The sequence below is a fragment of the Qipengyuania sp. RANM35 genome (assembly GCF_041021145.2).
GTDB classification, from domain to species: domain Bacteria; phylum Pseudomonadota; class Alphaproteobacteria; order Sphingomonadales; family Sphingomonadaceae; genus Qipengyuania; species Qipengyuania soli.
Genome location: NZ_CM196433.1, coordinates 2,521,968 through 2,534,757, shown reverse-complemented (window position 1 = coordinate 2,534,757; position 12,790 = coordinate 2,521,968). Strand labels below are relative to the sequence as shown.

At 63.4% G+C, this 12,790-nt stretch carries 13 protein-coding genes; 8 read left to right on the top strand and 5 right to left on the bottom strand.

Going from position 1 to position 12,790, the window contains the following annotated elements; genetic code table 11:
* Positions 1-9: 9 nt before the first annotated feature.
* A complete protein-coding gene (locus RAM60_RS12685) occupies positions 10-708 on the bottom strand; it encodes a dienelactone hydrolase family protein (RefSeq protein ID WP_369026466.1) in 699 nt (232 codons plus the stop codon).
* A gap of 115 nt (positions 709-823) precedes the next feature.
* On the opposite strand from RAM60_RS12685, the gene RAM60_RS12680 reads away from it, so the two are divergent.
* From RAM60_RS12680 to RAM60_RS12655, 6 genes are read left to right on the top strand one after another with little or no spacing between them, the layout of a single operon-like run.
* Positions 824-1,087 (top strand): DUF6489 family protein, encoded by a 264-nt coding sequence (locus tag RAM60_RS12680; RefSeq protein WP_369026467.1) that lies wholly within the window; start codon positions 824-826, stop codon positions 1,085-1,087.
* Between the two features lie 18 nt (positions 1,088-1,105).
* On the top strand, positions 1,106-2,380 hold the full coding sequence (gene mnmE / locus RAM60_RS12675; RefSeq protein ID WP_369026468.1) for a tRNA uridine-5-carboxymethylaminomethyl(34) synthesis GTPase MnmE: 1,275 nt from the start codon (positions 1,106-1,108) through the stop codon (positions 2,378-2,380).
* Positions 2,381-2,440: 60 nt separating this feature from the next.
* Positions 2,441-4,294, top strand: coding sequence for a tRNA uridine-5-carboxymethylaminomethyl(34) synthesis enzyme MnmG (mnmG, locus tag RAM60_RS12670; RefSeq protein ID WP_369026469.1), 1,854 nt, complete (start codon positions 2,441-2,443; stop codon positions 4,292-4,294).
* A 32-nt stretch (positions 4,295-4,326) separates the two neighbouring features.
* Positions 4,327-4,923: a 16S rRNA (guanine(527)-N(7))-methyltransferase RsmG gene (gene rsmG / locus RAM60_RS12665; RefSeq protein WP_369026470.1), complete on the top strand. Its 597-nt coding sequence runs from the start codon at positions 4,327-4,329 to the stop codon at positions 4,921-4,923.
* On the top strand, positions 4,920-5,711 hold the full coding sequence (locus RAM60_RS12660) for a ParA family protein (RefSeq protein WP_200981697.1): 792 nt from the start codon (positions 4,920-4,922) through the stop codon (positions 5,709-5,711). The genes rsmG and RAM60_RS12660 overlap by 4 nt, the downstream gene beginning before the upstream one ends.
* Positions 5,708-6,673, top strand: coding sequence for a ParB/RepB/Spo0J family partition protein (locus RAM60_RS12655; RefSeq protein ID WP_369026471.1), 966 nt, complete (start codon positions 5,708-5,710; stop codon positions 6,671-6,673). The genes RAM60_RS12660 and RAM60_RS12655 overlap by 4 nt, the downstream gene beginning before the upstream one ends.
* A gap of 51 nt (positions 6,674-6,724) precedes the next feature.
* On the opposite strand, the gene RAM60_RS12650 is transcribed toward RAM60_RS12655, so the two are convergent.
* Positions 6,725-7,576, bottom strand: coding sequence for a YMGG-like glycine zipper-containing protein (locus RAM60_RS12650; RefSeq protein WP_369026472.1), 852 nt, complete (start codon positions 7,574-7,576; stop codon positions 6,725-6,727).
* A gap of 123 nt (positions 7,577-7,699) precedes the next feature.
* Positions 7,700-8,182, bottom strand: coding sequence for a free L-methionine (R)-S-oxide reductase MsrC (gene msrC, locus RAM60_RS12645; protein ID WP_369026473.1), 483 nt, complete (start codon positions 8,180-8,182; stop codon positions 7,700-7,702).
* An 83-nt stretch (positions 8,183-8,265) separates the two neighbouring features.
* Between msrC and RAM60_RS12640 the strand changes: the two genes are divergently transcribed.
* A complete protein-coding gene (locus tag RAM60_RS12640; protein ID WP_369026474.1) occupies positions 8,266-9,717 on the top strand; it encodes a PQQ-dependent sugar dehydrogenase in 1,452 nt (483 codons plus the stop codon).
* Positions 9,718-9,735: 18 nt separating this feature from the next.
* Here RAM60_RS12640 and RAM60_RS12635 read toward each other — a convergent pair whose 3' ends face one another.
* Positions 9,736-11,475 carry an acyl-CoA dehydrogenase family protein gene (locus RAM60_RS12635; RefSeq protein ID WP_369026475.1) on the bottom strand — a complete coding sequence of 580 codons (1,740 nt, stop codon included), beginning with the start codon at positions 11,473-11,475 and terminating at the stop codon, positions 9,736-9,738.
* A 48-nt stretch (positions 11,476-11,523) separates the two neighbouring features.
* Between RAM60_RS12635 and RAM60_RS12630 the strand changes: the two genes are divergently transcribed.
* Positions 11,524-12,450 (top strand): L-threonylcarbamoyladenylate synthase, encoded by a 927-nt coding sequence (locus RAM60_RS12630; protein ID WP_369026476.1) that lies wholly within the window; start codon positions 11,524-11,526, stop codon positions 12,448-12,450.
* Here RAM60_RS12630 and RAM60_RS12625 read toward each other — a convergent pair.
* Entirely contained in the window at positions 12,447-12,776 is a 330-nt protein-coding gene (locus RAM60_RS12625; RefSeq protein WP_369026477.1) for a hypothetical protein, read from the bottom strand. The two genes, RAM60_RS12630 and RAM60_RS12625, sit on opposite strands and share 4 nt — an antisense overlap.
* Positions 12,777-12,790 lie beyond the last annotated feature (14 nt).

Here is a 12,790-nt window from a genome sequence, read left to right as displayed (position 1 = left end):
GATTGCGCATCAGGCAAGGTGCTCGGCGAAGAAGGCGCTGGTGCGGCTGTCGGCAAGGTTCGCGGCATCCTCGCTGCGGCGCTTGCCGAACTCGGTGGCAAAGCCGTGGTCGAGCCCTTCGTAGTCGTGGAGCGTGACCTTGGGGTGATGGTCCAGCCCCTCGTGCATCGCCTGTTGCGTCGCCTTGTCGACGAAGCCGTCCTCGGTCGGGATGTGGAGCATAAGGGGGTGGGCGATCGCGTGTTTCTCGCCCAGCAGACCGTCGATCCCGACACCGTAATAGCCGACTGAGGCATTCACGTCGGTGCGCGCCGCAGTCATGTAGGCGAGCCGGCCACCGAGGCAGTATCCGACGCAGCCAACCTTCGCGACGCCTTCTTCGCGGCGGATGTGATGGATCGTCGCCTCGATGTCGCGGATGCCTTGGTCCTGGTTGAACTTGCCCATCCATTCCAGCGCCTGCTTGAATTCGGGCTCGACGTCCGGATCCAGCTCGATGCCGGGTTGCAGCCGCGAGAACAGGTCCGGCGCGACGGCGAGATAGCCATCCTCGGCCAGCCTGTCGCACTTGCGGCGGATGCCCGCATTCACGCCGAAGATTTCCTGGATCACGATGATCGCAGCGCGCGGCGTGCCTGCGGGGCGCGCGACATAAGCGGTGAAGTGGTCATTGCCGCTCAGGGTGGCGATCTGGGCTGCTTCGGTCATCGGCGCGGTTCTCCCTCGCAATTGGTCTTCATGCGGCCTAGCGCTTGCAGCGAATGCTTGGCAAACCCAGATAGGGTGCAGACAAGGCACACAGGGTCACAACGGAGGAAGCTGCATGAAGGTCCATATCGAAATCGACTGCACGCCCGAAGAGGCCCGCAGTTTCATGGGGCTTCCCGACGTGGGCAAGGCCAACGACATCTACGTCGATATGATGTCCAAAGCGATGAAGGGTGTCACCAACACCGATCAGCTGCAGGAATACGCCAAACAGCTCGCACCTATGGGCCAGGCAGGCTTCAAGCTTTTCCAGAGCTTCATGGAAGGCGCCAATGCGGCGCGCAGCCAGTCCGGCAAGAAGACGTCGGACGAGGACTGACACCCTGCCGACAAGCCGATGACTGACACTATCTTTGCCCTGTCGAGCGGCGCGCCGCCGGCCGGGATCGCGGTCATTCGTATCAGCGGCACGGGCGCACGCGGCGCCCTCGACGATCTCGGCTGTGGCGAGGTGCCTGCGCGTCGCCCGGTGCTGCGAAAATTGGTCGATCGGCAGGGGGATCTCCTCGACGAAGCCCTTGTCCTGTGGATCCCCGGCCCCGGTACTGCCACGGGCGAGGATCTGGCCGAGCTTCATTGTCACGGAGGCAGGGCGGTTGTGGTCGGTGTTCTCGACACGCTGGGACAGCTCGCCGGACTTCGCGAGGCCAATCCGGGCGAATTCACCCGACGTGCCTTGGGCAACGGCCGGATCGACCTTGCCGAGGCAGAGGGGCTGGCTGACCTCCTTTCGGCAGAGACCGAATGGCAGCGTCGCGGCGCGCTTCACGCTGCGGGAGGCGAGTTGTCCCGGCGAGTGGAGGGTTGGCGCGACCGGGTGCTTCAGCTTTCGGCCCAACTCGAAGCGGTCATCGATTTCTCGGACGAGGACGATGTGGGCGATCTGCCTCCGTCATTCGCAGCCGGGTTGGAGGAATTGCGCCTCGAAATCGAGCGGGTTCTGGAGCGACCATCCGCCGATCGCTTGCGCGAGGGCGTCCGGGTCGTCTTCGGTGGGCCGCCCAATGCTGGAAAATCGTCTCTTTTCAATGCTATAATTCAGGACGGCGCCGCGATTGTCTCGGCCGAGGCGGGCACCACGCGCGATGTGATCGAGAGGGCAGTCGCTCTTGGTGGTGTGCCCTTCGTCTTCGTCGATACGGCAGGTTTGCGTGCCGAAGATGTCGGGGAAATCGAGGCCATCGGTATCGAGCGGGCACACTATCAGTTGCGCCGGGCAGAAATCGTGCTGTGGCTGGGCCATGAGGAAGATCGGCCCGAAGGGGCGATTCAGATTACGCCCAAGATCGATCTCGCTGACACCTCTGCTGGCGGCCCGGGTTTCCGGGTTTCAGCGGTAACAGGTGAGGGGGTGGACGCTCTGATTACGGAGATCATCGCACGGGCAAAGCGGAGCCTACCTCCTCCTGATCGGATCGCCCTGACCCGTCGACAGAAAGCAATTGTTCGGGAAGCGTGCGAAGCGCTCCTGGCGTGTCAGGGGCAGGGGGACTGGTTGATCGCGGCAGAGAACCTGCGCCGGGCACGCGTCTCGTTCGATGAAATCACCGGAAGGAACTCGACCGAGGAGATGCTCGATGTGCTCTTCGGCCGGTTCTGCATCGGCAAGTGATGTTCCACGTGGAACACATCGCTTTTGACCTCGGCTTGCGACGGAGCTAATCGCCCGGCCATGCGCGAATTCGACGTGATCATTGTCGGCGGTGGACACGCCGGGGTCGAGGCTGCCTGTGCGGCGGCCCGCATGGGTGCGAGTACCGCGCTTGTGACTTTCGACGCGGCGGCGATTGGCGCGATGAGCTGCAACCCTGCGATCGGGGGGCTTGGCAAGGGACACCTCGTTCGCGAGGTCGACGCGCTCGACGGGATCATCGCTCGTGCAGCCGATGCGGGAGCGGTCCATTACCGCATGCTCAACCAGTCGAAGGGCAGCGCGGTTTGGGGCCCGAGGGTGCAGGCGGACCGCAAGCTGTTCAAGGCTTCGGTGCAGGCCCAGGTGGCGGGACAACGTAACCTTTCGATCATCGAGGGGGAAGCTGCGGCACTCGTCTTCGTGGGCGATCAAGTTAACGGTCTGGAACTTGCCGACGGAACTCGCCTCACTTCGCGAGCGGTCGTCCTGTGCACGGGCACCTTCCTTGGAGGCGTACTGTTCCGCGGGGAAGAGCGTTTCGAGGGCGGGCGCATCGGCGAAAACGCCGCACATCGTCTTGCTGGGCAATTGCGCGGCGCAGACCTGCCCATGGGTCGCCTGAAAACGGGCACACCTCCCCGCCTGGATGGGAGGACCATCAACTGGGCAAGTCTCGACGAGCAGCCTTCCGACGATGGGAATTGGACGATGTCCTCCCTCACCGAGCGGAGGGATAACCCGCAAGTCTTCTGTGCGATCACGCGCACCAACCAGCAGGCGCATGACATCATTCGCGCCAATCTCGACCGTTCACCCCTTTTCTCTGGCGCGATCGGGGCGGCGGGGCCGCGTTATTGCCCCTCGATCGAAGACAAGATCCACCGGTTCGGGGATCGCGACGGCCACCAGGTTTTTCTCGAGCCCGAGGGACTCGACACACATCTGGTGTATCCCAACGGGATTTCCACTTCGTTGCCGGTCGACGTACAACTCGGCATGCTTCGGGCGATGAGGGGTCTTGAGAAGGTCGAGATGGTCGTGCCGGGATATGCGGTGGAATACGATCACATCGATCCTCGAGCGCTGAAAGCGACACTCGAGCTTCATGCGGTCCCGGGCCTGTACTGTGCCGGACAGATCAATGGCACCACGGGTTATGAAGAGGCGGCGGCGCAGGGACTCGTCGCTGGGATGCAGGCAGCGGCGTCGGTGATCGGCAAGGAGGCGCCGGCTCTTGATCGCGCCAATTCCTATATTGCAGTCATGCTGGACGATTTGACCCTACAGGGGATCACCGAGCCTTATCGTATGCTGACTTCACGCGCGGAGTATCGCCTGCGATTGCGGGCCAGCAATGCCGACACCCGCCTTACCCAGGCGGCGATCGATGCCGGATTGGTGGGTGCGGAGAGGAAGGCCTGGTTCACCGAGAGGGCGGCGCGCCGCGATGAGCTCGAAGCGCTTCTTAGTGCACCGATACACGCCCGCGAGCTTATCGACGCAGGATTTCACGTGAAACGCGACGCGGGTGAGCGGCCGGCGAGGGAATGGCTTTCCGGGGGCCATGTCGACGTGGGACAAATCGCGAGCGTTCTTGCGGGGCTCGATCCGCTTGATGCGCTTACGGTCGAATTGGCTGAGGACGCCTTCTACGCACCCTACCTCGCGAGGCAGGAGTCAGAGTTGGCGGAACTCCGTGCCAGCGAACGTCTGCGGCTTCCTTCCGACTTTTCCTATTCATCGGTTCCGGGCCTTTCTAACGAAATGGTCGAGAAGCTGTCGAGAGCTCGCCCCGAGACGATCGCCGCTGCCTCCCGAGTGCAGGGTATTACTCCCGCCGCATTGGCCGCCGTTTTGATACACGTCCGCCGCGGACAGGTCACGGCGTCGTGAGGATCCGAGACGAGGAATCCGCTCGTGCCTACGTGGCGGAGATCGGCGGAAAAGAATCGCTCGAAGCTTTGCAGATGCTCGAGGACGAACTTCGGCAGGAGAACGTGCTGCAAAACCTCGTTGCGAAAAATTCGCTCGAGTGTGTCTGGCAGCGTCACATTGCCGATTCCGCCCAACTCATCGGCCATGCCGAGCGCTCAACGGGGCCGTGGATGGACTTGGGAAGTGGCGCCGGTTTCCCGGGGCTGGTAATCGCGGCACTGAGGCCGGAAATACCTGTAATTCTTGTAGAATCCCGCAAGCGCCGGATCGATTGGCTGGAGCGCATGAAGTCCAAGATGCAGTTGGACAACTGTCGAATCGAGGGAGCGCGGCTCGAACAGGTCGAGACATTCGAGGCGGGCGTCATCTCAGCCCGCGCGTTTGCTCCCCTGGATCGATTGCTCGCATTATCCGCACGCTTCTCCACAAGTCGCACCCGCTGGGTGTTGCCGAAAGGGCGGTCCGCGGCCCAAGAAGTGGCTGCGCTATCAAAATTCGGGCGCAAGATGTTTCACGTGGAACAATCGCTCACCGACGACGAGGCCGGAATTGTGGTCGGAACGGGCAAATGGAGCGAAAAGTCATGATCACCGTTGCGATCGCGAATCAGAAGGGTGGGGTGGGCAAGACCACCACGGCCATCAATATTGCGACAGCAATGGCGGCGACGGGGTGGAAAACACTCCTGATCGACCTCGATCCTCAGGGTAATGCGTCGACGGGACTGGGTATCGAAGCTGCTGCACGGGTGAACACCAGCTACGACTTGCTCCTCGACCAGGCGACGCTCGCCGAATGTGTCCAACCCACTGATATTCCCGGATTGGATATCGTTACGGCCACGCAGGACCTTTCCGGTGCCGAGGTCGAGCTTGTTTCGGTTGATGACCGCACCTCGCGTCTCACCTCGGCTCTTGCGCAACAAGGCAAGGATGGTTTCGCCGGCTACGATGTATGTTTCATCGACTGCCCGCCTTCACTCGGGCTGCTGACACTCAATGCCCTATGCGCTGCCGATACGCTGCTGGTGCCGCTGCAGTGCGAATTCTTCGCCCTCGAGGGCCTGAGCCAGCTCCTCCAGACCGTCGAGCGTATCCAGCAGGGATTCAACGCAAATCTGGGTATCGTCGGCGTAGTCCTGACGATGTTCGACCGGCGCAACCGCCTCACCGACCAGGTGGCCGACGATGTGCGCGATTGCCTGGGCAACCTCGTGTTCGAGAACGTCATTCCGCGCAACGTGCGTCTTTCCGAAGCACCGAGCCATGGGATGCCGGCGCTCGTCTATGATCACAATTGCCCCGGTAGCCGTGCCTACATCGGACTCGCGCGCGAATTGATCGGCAGGTTGTCAGAAAAGAGGAAGGCCGCATGAGCGATGCAACGAGCCCCGCACGAATGATCGATCGCAAGAAGAAGCTCGGCAAGGGCCTGGGTGCGCTCCTTGGCGAGACACGTCGCGAGGAGCCGCTGGTTCGCCAGGACGCAACCGAGGTCGGCCAGTCGCTATCTAGAGCGAGTGGTCCGAAGATTGTCACCAGTGGCCTTGCGTCCATCCCGGTGGCCGACATTTCGCCGCTCCCGGGTCAGCCGCGCACGCATTTCCGCGAGGAAGCCCTGGACGAACTGGCCTCCTCGATCGCGGCGCGGGGCGTCATCCAGCCTATTATTGTCCGCCCCATGGGTGGTGGTCGTTACCAATTGGTCGCGGGCGAGCGTCGCTGGCGAGCGGCTCAGCGGGCGCGCCTGCACGAGATCCCGGCTGTCGTCCGTGACCTCGACCAGCGCGAGGTCATGGCCCTGGCGCTGGTCGAGAACCTCCAGCGCGAAGACCTCAATCCGCTCGAAGAAGCGCGGGCTTATCAAAAGCTTGCCGATGATGAAGGCATGACCCAGGCGGAGATCGCCAAGCTGGTCGACAAGTCGCGCAGCCATGTGGCGAATTTCCAGCGCCTTCTCGCCCTGCCGGACGATGTGCTTGCTCTGCTCGCAGATGGCGCGTTGTCCATGGGGCACGCGCGCGCGCTGATCGGGAACGAGGAAGCCTCATCGCTCGCCCGTCGCGCCGTCGAACAGAAGCTGTCGGTGCGGGAGATCGAAAAGCTGGCGCGGGCGGTCGGCAGAGAGTCCGCGGCACCCCGCAAACCGACTCCCTCGCGATCAGGCGAGAACGATGCCGATATCTCGGCTGTGCAGGGCCACCTCGAGGAGTTCCTCGGGATGCAGGTCCGCATCAAGACCGAGGATTCGCCCAACACGGGCACGGTCACCATTCGCTACCGCACCCTCGACCAGCTTGACCTCATCTGTCAGCGCCTGACTGGCGGCGATATTTGATATAAATATCAAGATGTTGATCGGCCAAAAGTTGCGTGGCGCAACTTCTGCCTATCGCTCGAACGGCTTGCCGTCAGCGTAGATTGCGCGCTGCGGTACCATGACGGTGACCGGGACAAGCATGTATTCACCGGAGGCGGAGGTGCGGCCGTGGAGGCCCCCGGTGCGGGCACTTTCCATGTAACCGTCAAGATAGGCTTCGCACTGTCCCGATCGATCCTCGCCCTCACCGGCGACCGTGCGATCGTCGACCGAGTCGCCGATTGCAGCACCCGCAAGGGCCCCTATGCCTGCGCCAATGAGGGTACCGGTCGTACGATGTCCGTGTCCGGCGACCCGATTCCCGATAAGGCCCCCTGCAGCAGCGCCGATCAGTGCGCCCGCCACTTCGCCATTGCCGTCCTCTTCGTAATAGGTGACCGGGGCGATGCGGCGGCGACATTCGGCAAGCCAGGCTTCACTGTCGAAATGGACGATCCGTCCGCCCGGGGGCACCATGGGAGCCGAACCCTCGTATACGTACGAATATGTCCGAGAAGCTCGCGGATCTCCTTCGCGGTAGATCACGCGAGACGCGCTCCCCGGCGCAGGTGGCTGCGCGTAAACCGCCGGATAGGCGTAGAGTATCCTCGGTGCCGTATGGGCAACAGGATCAACCAAGATAGGTTCGGGAGTGGAATCGACCGCGATGACTTGCAACTCGTCGTCTGGATCGACGGAGGGAATCGACTGGATCACTTCCCGCTCGCGGAAGACCACAGGTGCCGGGTCGGCGCTGGGCTGACCTTCCTGGGCGTAGGCGTACTCTCCGGTCTCATACGAGATGGCCTCCTGCGCGGAGGCAGCGCCTCCAGCGAGAGCGATCGGGGCGGAACACAGGGCAAGGGTGCGCAGCGCAGACATTTCAGTTCTCCCTGCCGCGACTCCGGGCGGGGAGCGGGCTGATCATGGTTTCCGTATTCCTAACACGCGTGGGAAGTTGCGCCAAAAGCGGCGCCCTGACCGTGCCAATTCGGGAAAACGAGACTAGATGCGGTTAGCAATGACGGAAGCGAGGCGTTCGATCCCGGCTTGGTCCTCGAGATCGAAACGGGCCGCGGCAGGGCTGTCGAGGTCGATCACCGCAATGACCTCTCCTCCGAACACGACCGGGACGACCAGTTCGGAATTGGTCACGGCGTCGCAGGCGATGTGCCCGGGGAATGCGTGGACGTCCTCGACCAGCAGGGTCTCTCCCGTCGCGGCTGCCGCGCCGCACACTCCGGAACCGATCGCGATGCGGATGCATGCCGGACGCCCGATGAAGGGCCCGAGAACCAGTTCGCCCTCGACTACCCGGTAGAAGCCCGCCCAGTTGAGGTCAGGCAGGAAGTCCCACAGCAGCGCGGCGATGTTGGCCATGTTGGCCACGGCGTCGCGCTCTCCCGACGTCAGAGCGTCCGCCGCGTCGACGAGCTGGCGATAGGCTTCGGGCTTGGGGCAGTCGTCTGCAGGGCGAAAATCGAACATGGCGGTGATCTAGTGCGCGGGGCCGCACGGGCAAGTGGCAATCGTCATTGCCGTGAAAAGCGTGCTCGCCTATCCCGCATGGCATGAGCATTCTCAAGAAGCTGGGCATCGCCCTTCTCGTCCTGCTGCTGGTCCTGGCGGTGGCGTTCTGGTTCATTTCGCGAGGCGATACCGCGACTGTCCCGTGGGACGAGGTCGTCGGCGCAGACCCCAAGCTCGAGGAGCCCGCGGCCGAGACGTTTCCGACCGTGGCCATCGCCGAGCCGGTCGGCTGGAAGGCCGATGAAGTGCCCGCAGCCGCCGAGGGCTTGGCCGTTACGCGCTTCGCCGATGGCCTCGAGCATCCGCGCACCCTGCAGGCGCTTCCTAATGGCGACATTCTCGTGTCCCTCACCCGTGCTCCCGAGAGCAAGGGCGGAGGTTTGCAAGCTTGGATCGCCGACCTGCTGATGAGTCGCGCAGGCGCCACCGGAAAGTCGCCCAACAAGGTCGTCCTGCTTCGAGATGCGGACGGCAATGGGAGCGCAGAGGTGAGGGAGGTGCTCCTCGAAGGCCTTAATTCGCCTTCGGGTCTCGCATGGGCCAACGACACGCTCTACGTGGCCAATAATGACGCCGTGATGGCCTATCCTTACAAGCTCGGTGACGCGAAAGTCTCTGGGCCTGCGCGCAAGGTCATCGACCTCGCGAGCGGCGGCGGTCACTGGATGCGCAACCTCGCCATCAACGAAGATGGCTCGAAACTCTACGCAGCAGTCGGCTCGGACACGAACATTGCCGACAAGGGCATGGAAGCCGAGGAGGGGCGCGCCCTAATCTGGGAAATCGACACGGCAACGGGCAGGCAGCGCATCTTCGGCGCAGGACTCCGCAATGCCAACGGCCTCGACTTCAGTCCCTGGTCGGGCGAGTTGTGGACCACGGTCAATGAGCGCGACATGCTGGGCAGCGACCTGGTGCCCGACTACCTGACCAATGTCCCTGTCGGGGCACACTACGGCTGGCCGTGGGTTTACTGGGGCGACAATTTCGATCGTCGGGTCAAATATCCGATCCCCGCATTCATCAACTATGTTCGAAAGCCCGAATACGCCCTTGGTCCGCACGTTGCGGCATTGGGCTTCGTGTTCAGTCGGGAAGGCGCGAAAATGGGCGACAAGTTCGCCAGTGGCGCTTTCATCGCCCGCCATGGCTCGTGGAACCGCAAGCCTCCCTCTGGTTACGATGTCGTCTATGTCGCCTTCGACGAGCGCGGCAATCCAACAGGAAAGCCGGTACCGGTGCTGACCGGCTTCCTGACCGGTGACGGCACGACGCGCGGACGCCCGACCTGGGTTGAATGGGCCGGAGACGGTGCCCTGCTGGTCAGCGACGATACGGCGGGCATCATCTGGCGCGTCGTGGCGCCGGGCGCCGAGGCCCAGAAGGGGATCACGCGAGTGAGTGGAAACCGCCTGCCTGCCCGGCGCGAGCTGCGCGGGCAGGAAGCGACCTTCGGCAAGGACGATTACGCGCGCACTGTCACGGCCGAGTAAGTCGCGCGGCGCGACTTCTCAGCCGAGGAGCTGTTCGGTGCTGATCTCGTAGAGGCCTGCACCACCAGCCATCGCGCCTGCCCTGAGGCCGATCGCCTCGGGCACGATGCGGTCGAGGAAGAAGCGCACGCTGGCCTTTTTGGCGATGGCGAGCGCGGGCGCCGTTCCGGCTTCGATCGCGCGAAGTTGCAGAACCAATTGCCAACCGGCCGTTGCTACCGCCAGCATGGTGCAGAAGGGCACCGAGCCGGCAAGCCGGTCGTCGAGGCTCGCCTCACTGCGCATCCACTCGGCGATGGTTGCGCATTCGCTGGCAAGGGCGTGCAGTGCCGGTTCCTTCGCGGCCCCCGAGGCGATGTCTGCAATCAGCGCCATCATAGCCTGGCCATCGTCCATGCCCAGTTTGCGCGTTACGAGATCGGCCGCCTGGATACCGTTGGTGCCCTCATAGATCGGGGCAATGCGCGAATCGCGCCAGTGCTGGGCGGCACCGGTTTCCTCGATGAAGCCCATGCCGCCATGGATCTGCACGCCGAGGCTTGCGACCTCGATGCCGGCATCCGTGCCCCATGCCTTGATCAGCGGTGTCAGAACCTCGCCTCGAGCGGCCGCTTCCGCATTGCCCAGCGTACCGCGGTCGACCTGCCCTGCAGTGTAGTAGAGCAGGGCGCGCGCGCCTTCGGTGAGCGCCTTCATGCGCAGCAGCATGCGGCGCACGTCGGGGTGCTCGATGATCGCCACCGGAGCGCGATCGGGCGAACCGGCTCGGGCCGACTGCACGCGGTCGCGCGCGTATTCCAGCGCCTGCTGCGTCGCGCGCTCGCCGATCTGCACGCCCTGGTTGCCGACGTTGATGCGGGCATTGTTCATCATCGTGAACATCGCCGCCAGGCCGCGGTTGGGCGCGCCGACCAGTTCGCCGATGCAATCGCCATTGTCGCCGTAGCTCATGACGCAGGTAGGCGAAGCGTTGATGCCGAGCTTGTGCTCGATGCTGACGCAGCGCAGGTCGTTCTTGGGTCCTAGCGAACCGTCGGCCTTCACGTGATACTTGGGCACGATGAACAGCGAAATCCCGCGGCTCCCCTCGGGTGCATCGGGCAATCGTGCGAGGACGAGGTGGATGATGTTCCCCGAAAGCTCGTGCTCGCCCCAGGTGATATAGATCTTCTGGCCCTTGATCCTGTATTTGCCTGCATGTTCGCCGTCCTCGATCGGCACTGCGGTCGAACGGAGCGCGCCGACATCGGAGCCGGCTTGCGGCTCGGTCAGGTTCATCGTTCCCGACCATTCGCCGCTGACGAGCCTCGGCAGGTATTTGTCCTGAAGCTCTTTGGATCCGTGGTGCTCCAGCGCCTCGATTGCGCCGACGCTGAGCATCGGCAGCAGGTTGAAGGCCATGTTTGCCGTGCCGAGGTTTTCAAGCACGTTGCATGAGAGCGTGAAGGGCAGGCCCTGGCCCCCGAACTCGGTCGGCCCCGAAATCGCGTTCCAGCCCTGCTCGACATAGGCATGGTAGCCTTGCGCAAATCCTTCCGGCAGGCGGACAACGCCGTTTTCGAGCTTGGCGCCTTCGAGATCACCCTGCCGGTTGAGCGGCGCCCATTCCCCGGCGGCGAATTGGCCGATGCCTTCGACGATTGCCTCGACCATGTCAGGCTCTGCGGCGGCAAACTTCTCGCTCTGCGCAAGCTCCTCGATTCCGGCATTCACGCGGATGGCGAGCAGCTGGTCCTGGGTGGCGGCGGTGTAGGGCACGTCGGCATTCCTCTTGGCTTTGTCGCCCTGCAGATATAGCGCGCGGGCATGGTCGGCAAATACGCTACGGAAACGATACTGGCGGACGCGGAGGGAATCGCCCGTGCGGCGCAAATCCTGCGTGACGGCGGGCTTGTCGCCGTGCCGACCGAGACGGTCTACGGCCTTGCCGCCCGTGCCGACAGCGACGAGGCGGTGGCGCGGATATACGAAGCGAAAGGGCGACCGAGCTTCAATCCGTTGATCGTACATGTTCACTCGGTCGAACAGGCAGCACGACTGGCAGTCATCGACCAAACCGCCCGTGCCTTGATGGACCGCTACTGGCCAGGGCCCCTGACACTTGTGCTTCCCCGGCTGCCAGAGGCGCAAATCGCAGCTGCCGTGAGTGCAGGGCTCGATACTGTTGCACTTCGCATGCCCGATCATCCGGTCATGCAGGCGCTGCTTTCGGAACTGGATCTTCCGATCGCTGCTCCGTCGGCGAATCGGAGCGGTTTCATCAGTCCGACCAACCCAGATCATGTCCGGGCGTCGCTGGACGGGCGTATCAATGCGGTGATCCAGGCCGGTGCCTGTGCTGCGGGAGTGGAATCGACCATTGTTGCGGTGCGCGCGGATGGCGCGATCGATGTTCTGCGGCCGGGACCGCTCGACCTTGGCGGACCGAGCCTTGGGCATGGGATCGAGGCCCCCGGCCAGCTGGCGAGCCATTATGCTCCGGGCAAGCCCGTTCGCCTGAACGCGACGGAAGTTGCGCCAGACGACTTTATGATCGGGTTCGGCGCGATTGGCGGGGATTGCTCATTGTCGGAAGGCGGCGATCTCAACGAGGCTGCGTCACGCCTCTATGCCTGCCTTCACGAAGGAGCGCGATCGGAAAAGGCGCGCATCGCGGTGGCGCCGATCCCGGAAACGGGTATCGGAATCGCAATCAACGACCGACTGCGTCGCGCCGCGACGCCCGCGGATTAGTCTTCAGGTTCGACCGGAATCGTAGGAATGATCTGCTGCATCTGCGCGTAGATGTTGCGCGCATCGTCGCAGGCGGAGCGACTGCCGTCGCGGCATTTGTCCATCGCCTTGTTGTACTTGCGCTCCAGTTTCGCGAGTTCCTCCTCGCGCCGCCGAATCTCGCGGCCCCGTTTCTCGTCGGCTTCGGACTGGCTGGTGGTCGCAAGGTCCACGCCCTTGCTCGCGATCCTCACTGGCGCCGTCGCGACGTCGAGAGCGGTCTTGGCAAGGCACCCCTGAAGGGCGAGGCTGGCAAGAGGTAGAATCAGGAGGGCTAGGCGACGCATGCGAATACCTTTCG

Excerpts from the sequence above, each read along its gene's own strand:
- RAM60_RS12660 (WP_200981697.1), top strand. The coding sequence starts at position 4,920 with ATGATCACCGTTGCGATCGCGAATCAGAAGGGTGGGGTGGGCAAGACC.
- mnmG (WP_369026469.1), top strand. The coding sequence starts at position 2,441 with ATGCGCGAATTCGACGTGATCATTGTCGGCGGTGGACACGCCGGGGTC.
- RAM60_RS12650 (WP_369026472.1), bottom strand. The coding sequence starts at position 7,576 with ATGTCTGCGCTGCGCACCCTTGCCCTGTGTTCCGCCCCGATCGCTCTC.
- RAM60_RS12640 (WP_369026474.1), top strand. The coding sequence starts at position 8,266 with ATGAGCATTCTCAAGAAGCTGGGCATCGCCCTTCTCGTCCTGCTGCTG.
- RAM60_RS12655 (WP_369026471.1), top strand. The coding sequence starts at position 5,708 with ATGAGCGATGCAACGAGCCCCGCACGAATGATCGATCGCAAGAAGAAG.
- msrC (WP_369026473.1), bottom strand. The coding sequence starts at position 8,182 with ATGTTCGATTTTCGCCCTGCAGACGACTGCCCCAAGCCCGAAGCCTAT.
- RAM60_RS12685 (WP_369026466.1), bottom strand. The coding sequence starts at position 708 with ATGACCGAAGCAGCCCAGATCGCCACCCTGAGCGGCAATGACCACTTC.
- mnmE (WP_369026468.1), top strand. The coding sequence starts at position 1,106 with ATGACTGACACTATCTTTGCCCTGTCGAGCGGCGCGCCGCCGGCCGGG.
- RAM60_RS12630 (WP_369026476.1), top strand. The coding sequence starts at position 11,524 with ATGGTCGGCAAATACGCTACGGAAACGATACTGGCGGACGCGGAGGGA.
- RAM60_RS12625 (WP_369026477.1), bottom strand. The coding sequence starts at position 12,776 with ATGCGTCGCCTAGCCCTCCTGATTCTACCTCTTGCCAGCCTCGCCCTT.
- RAM60_RS12680 (WP_369026467.1), top strand. The coding sequence starts at position 824 with ATGAAGGTCCATATCGAAATCGACTGCACGCCCGAAGAGGCCCGCAGT.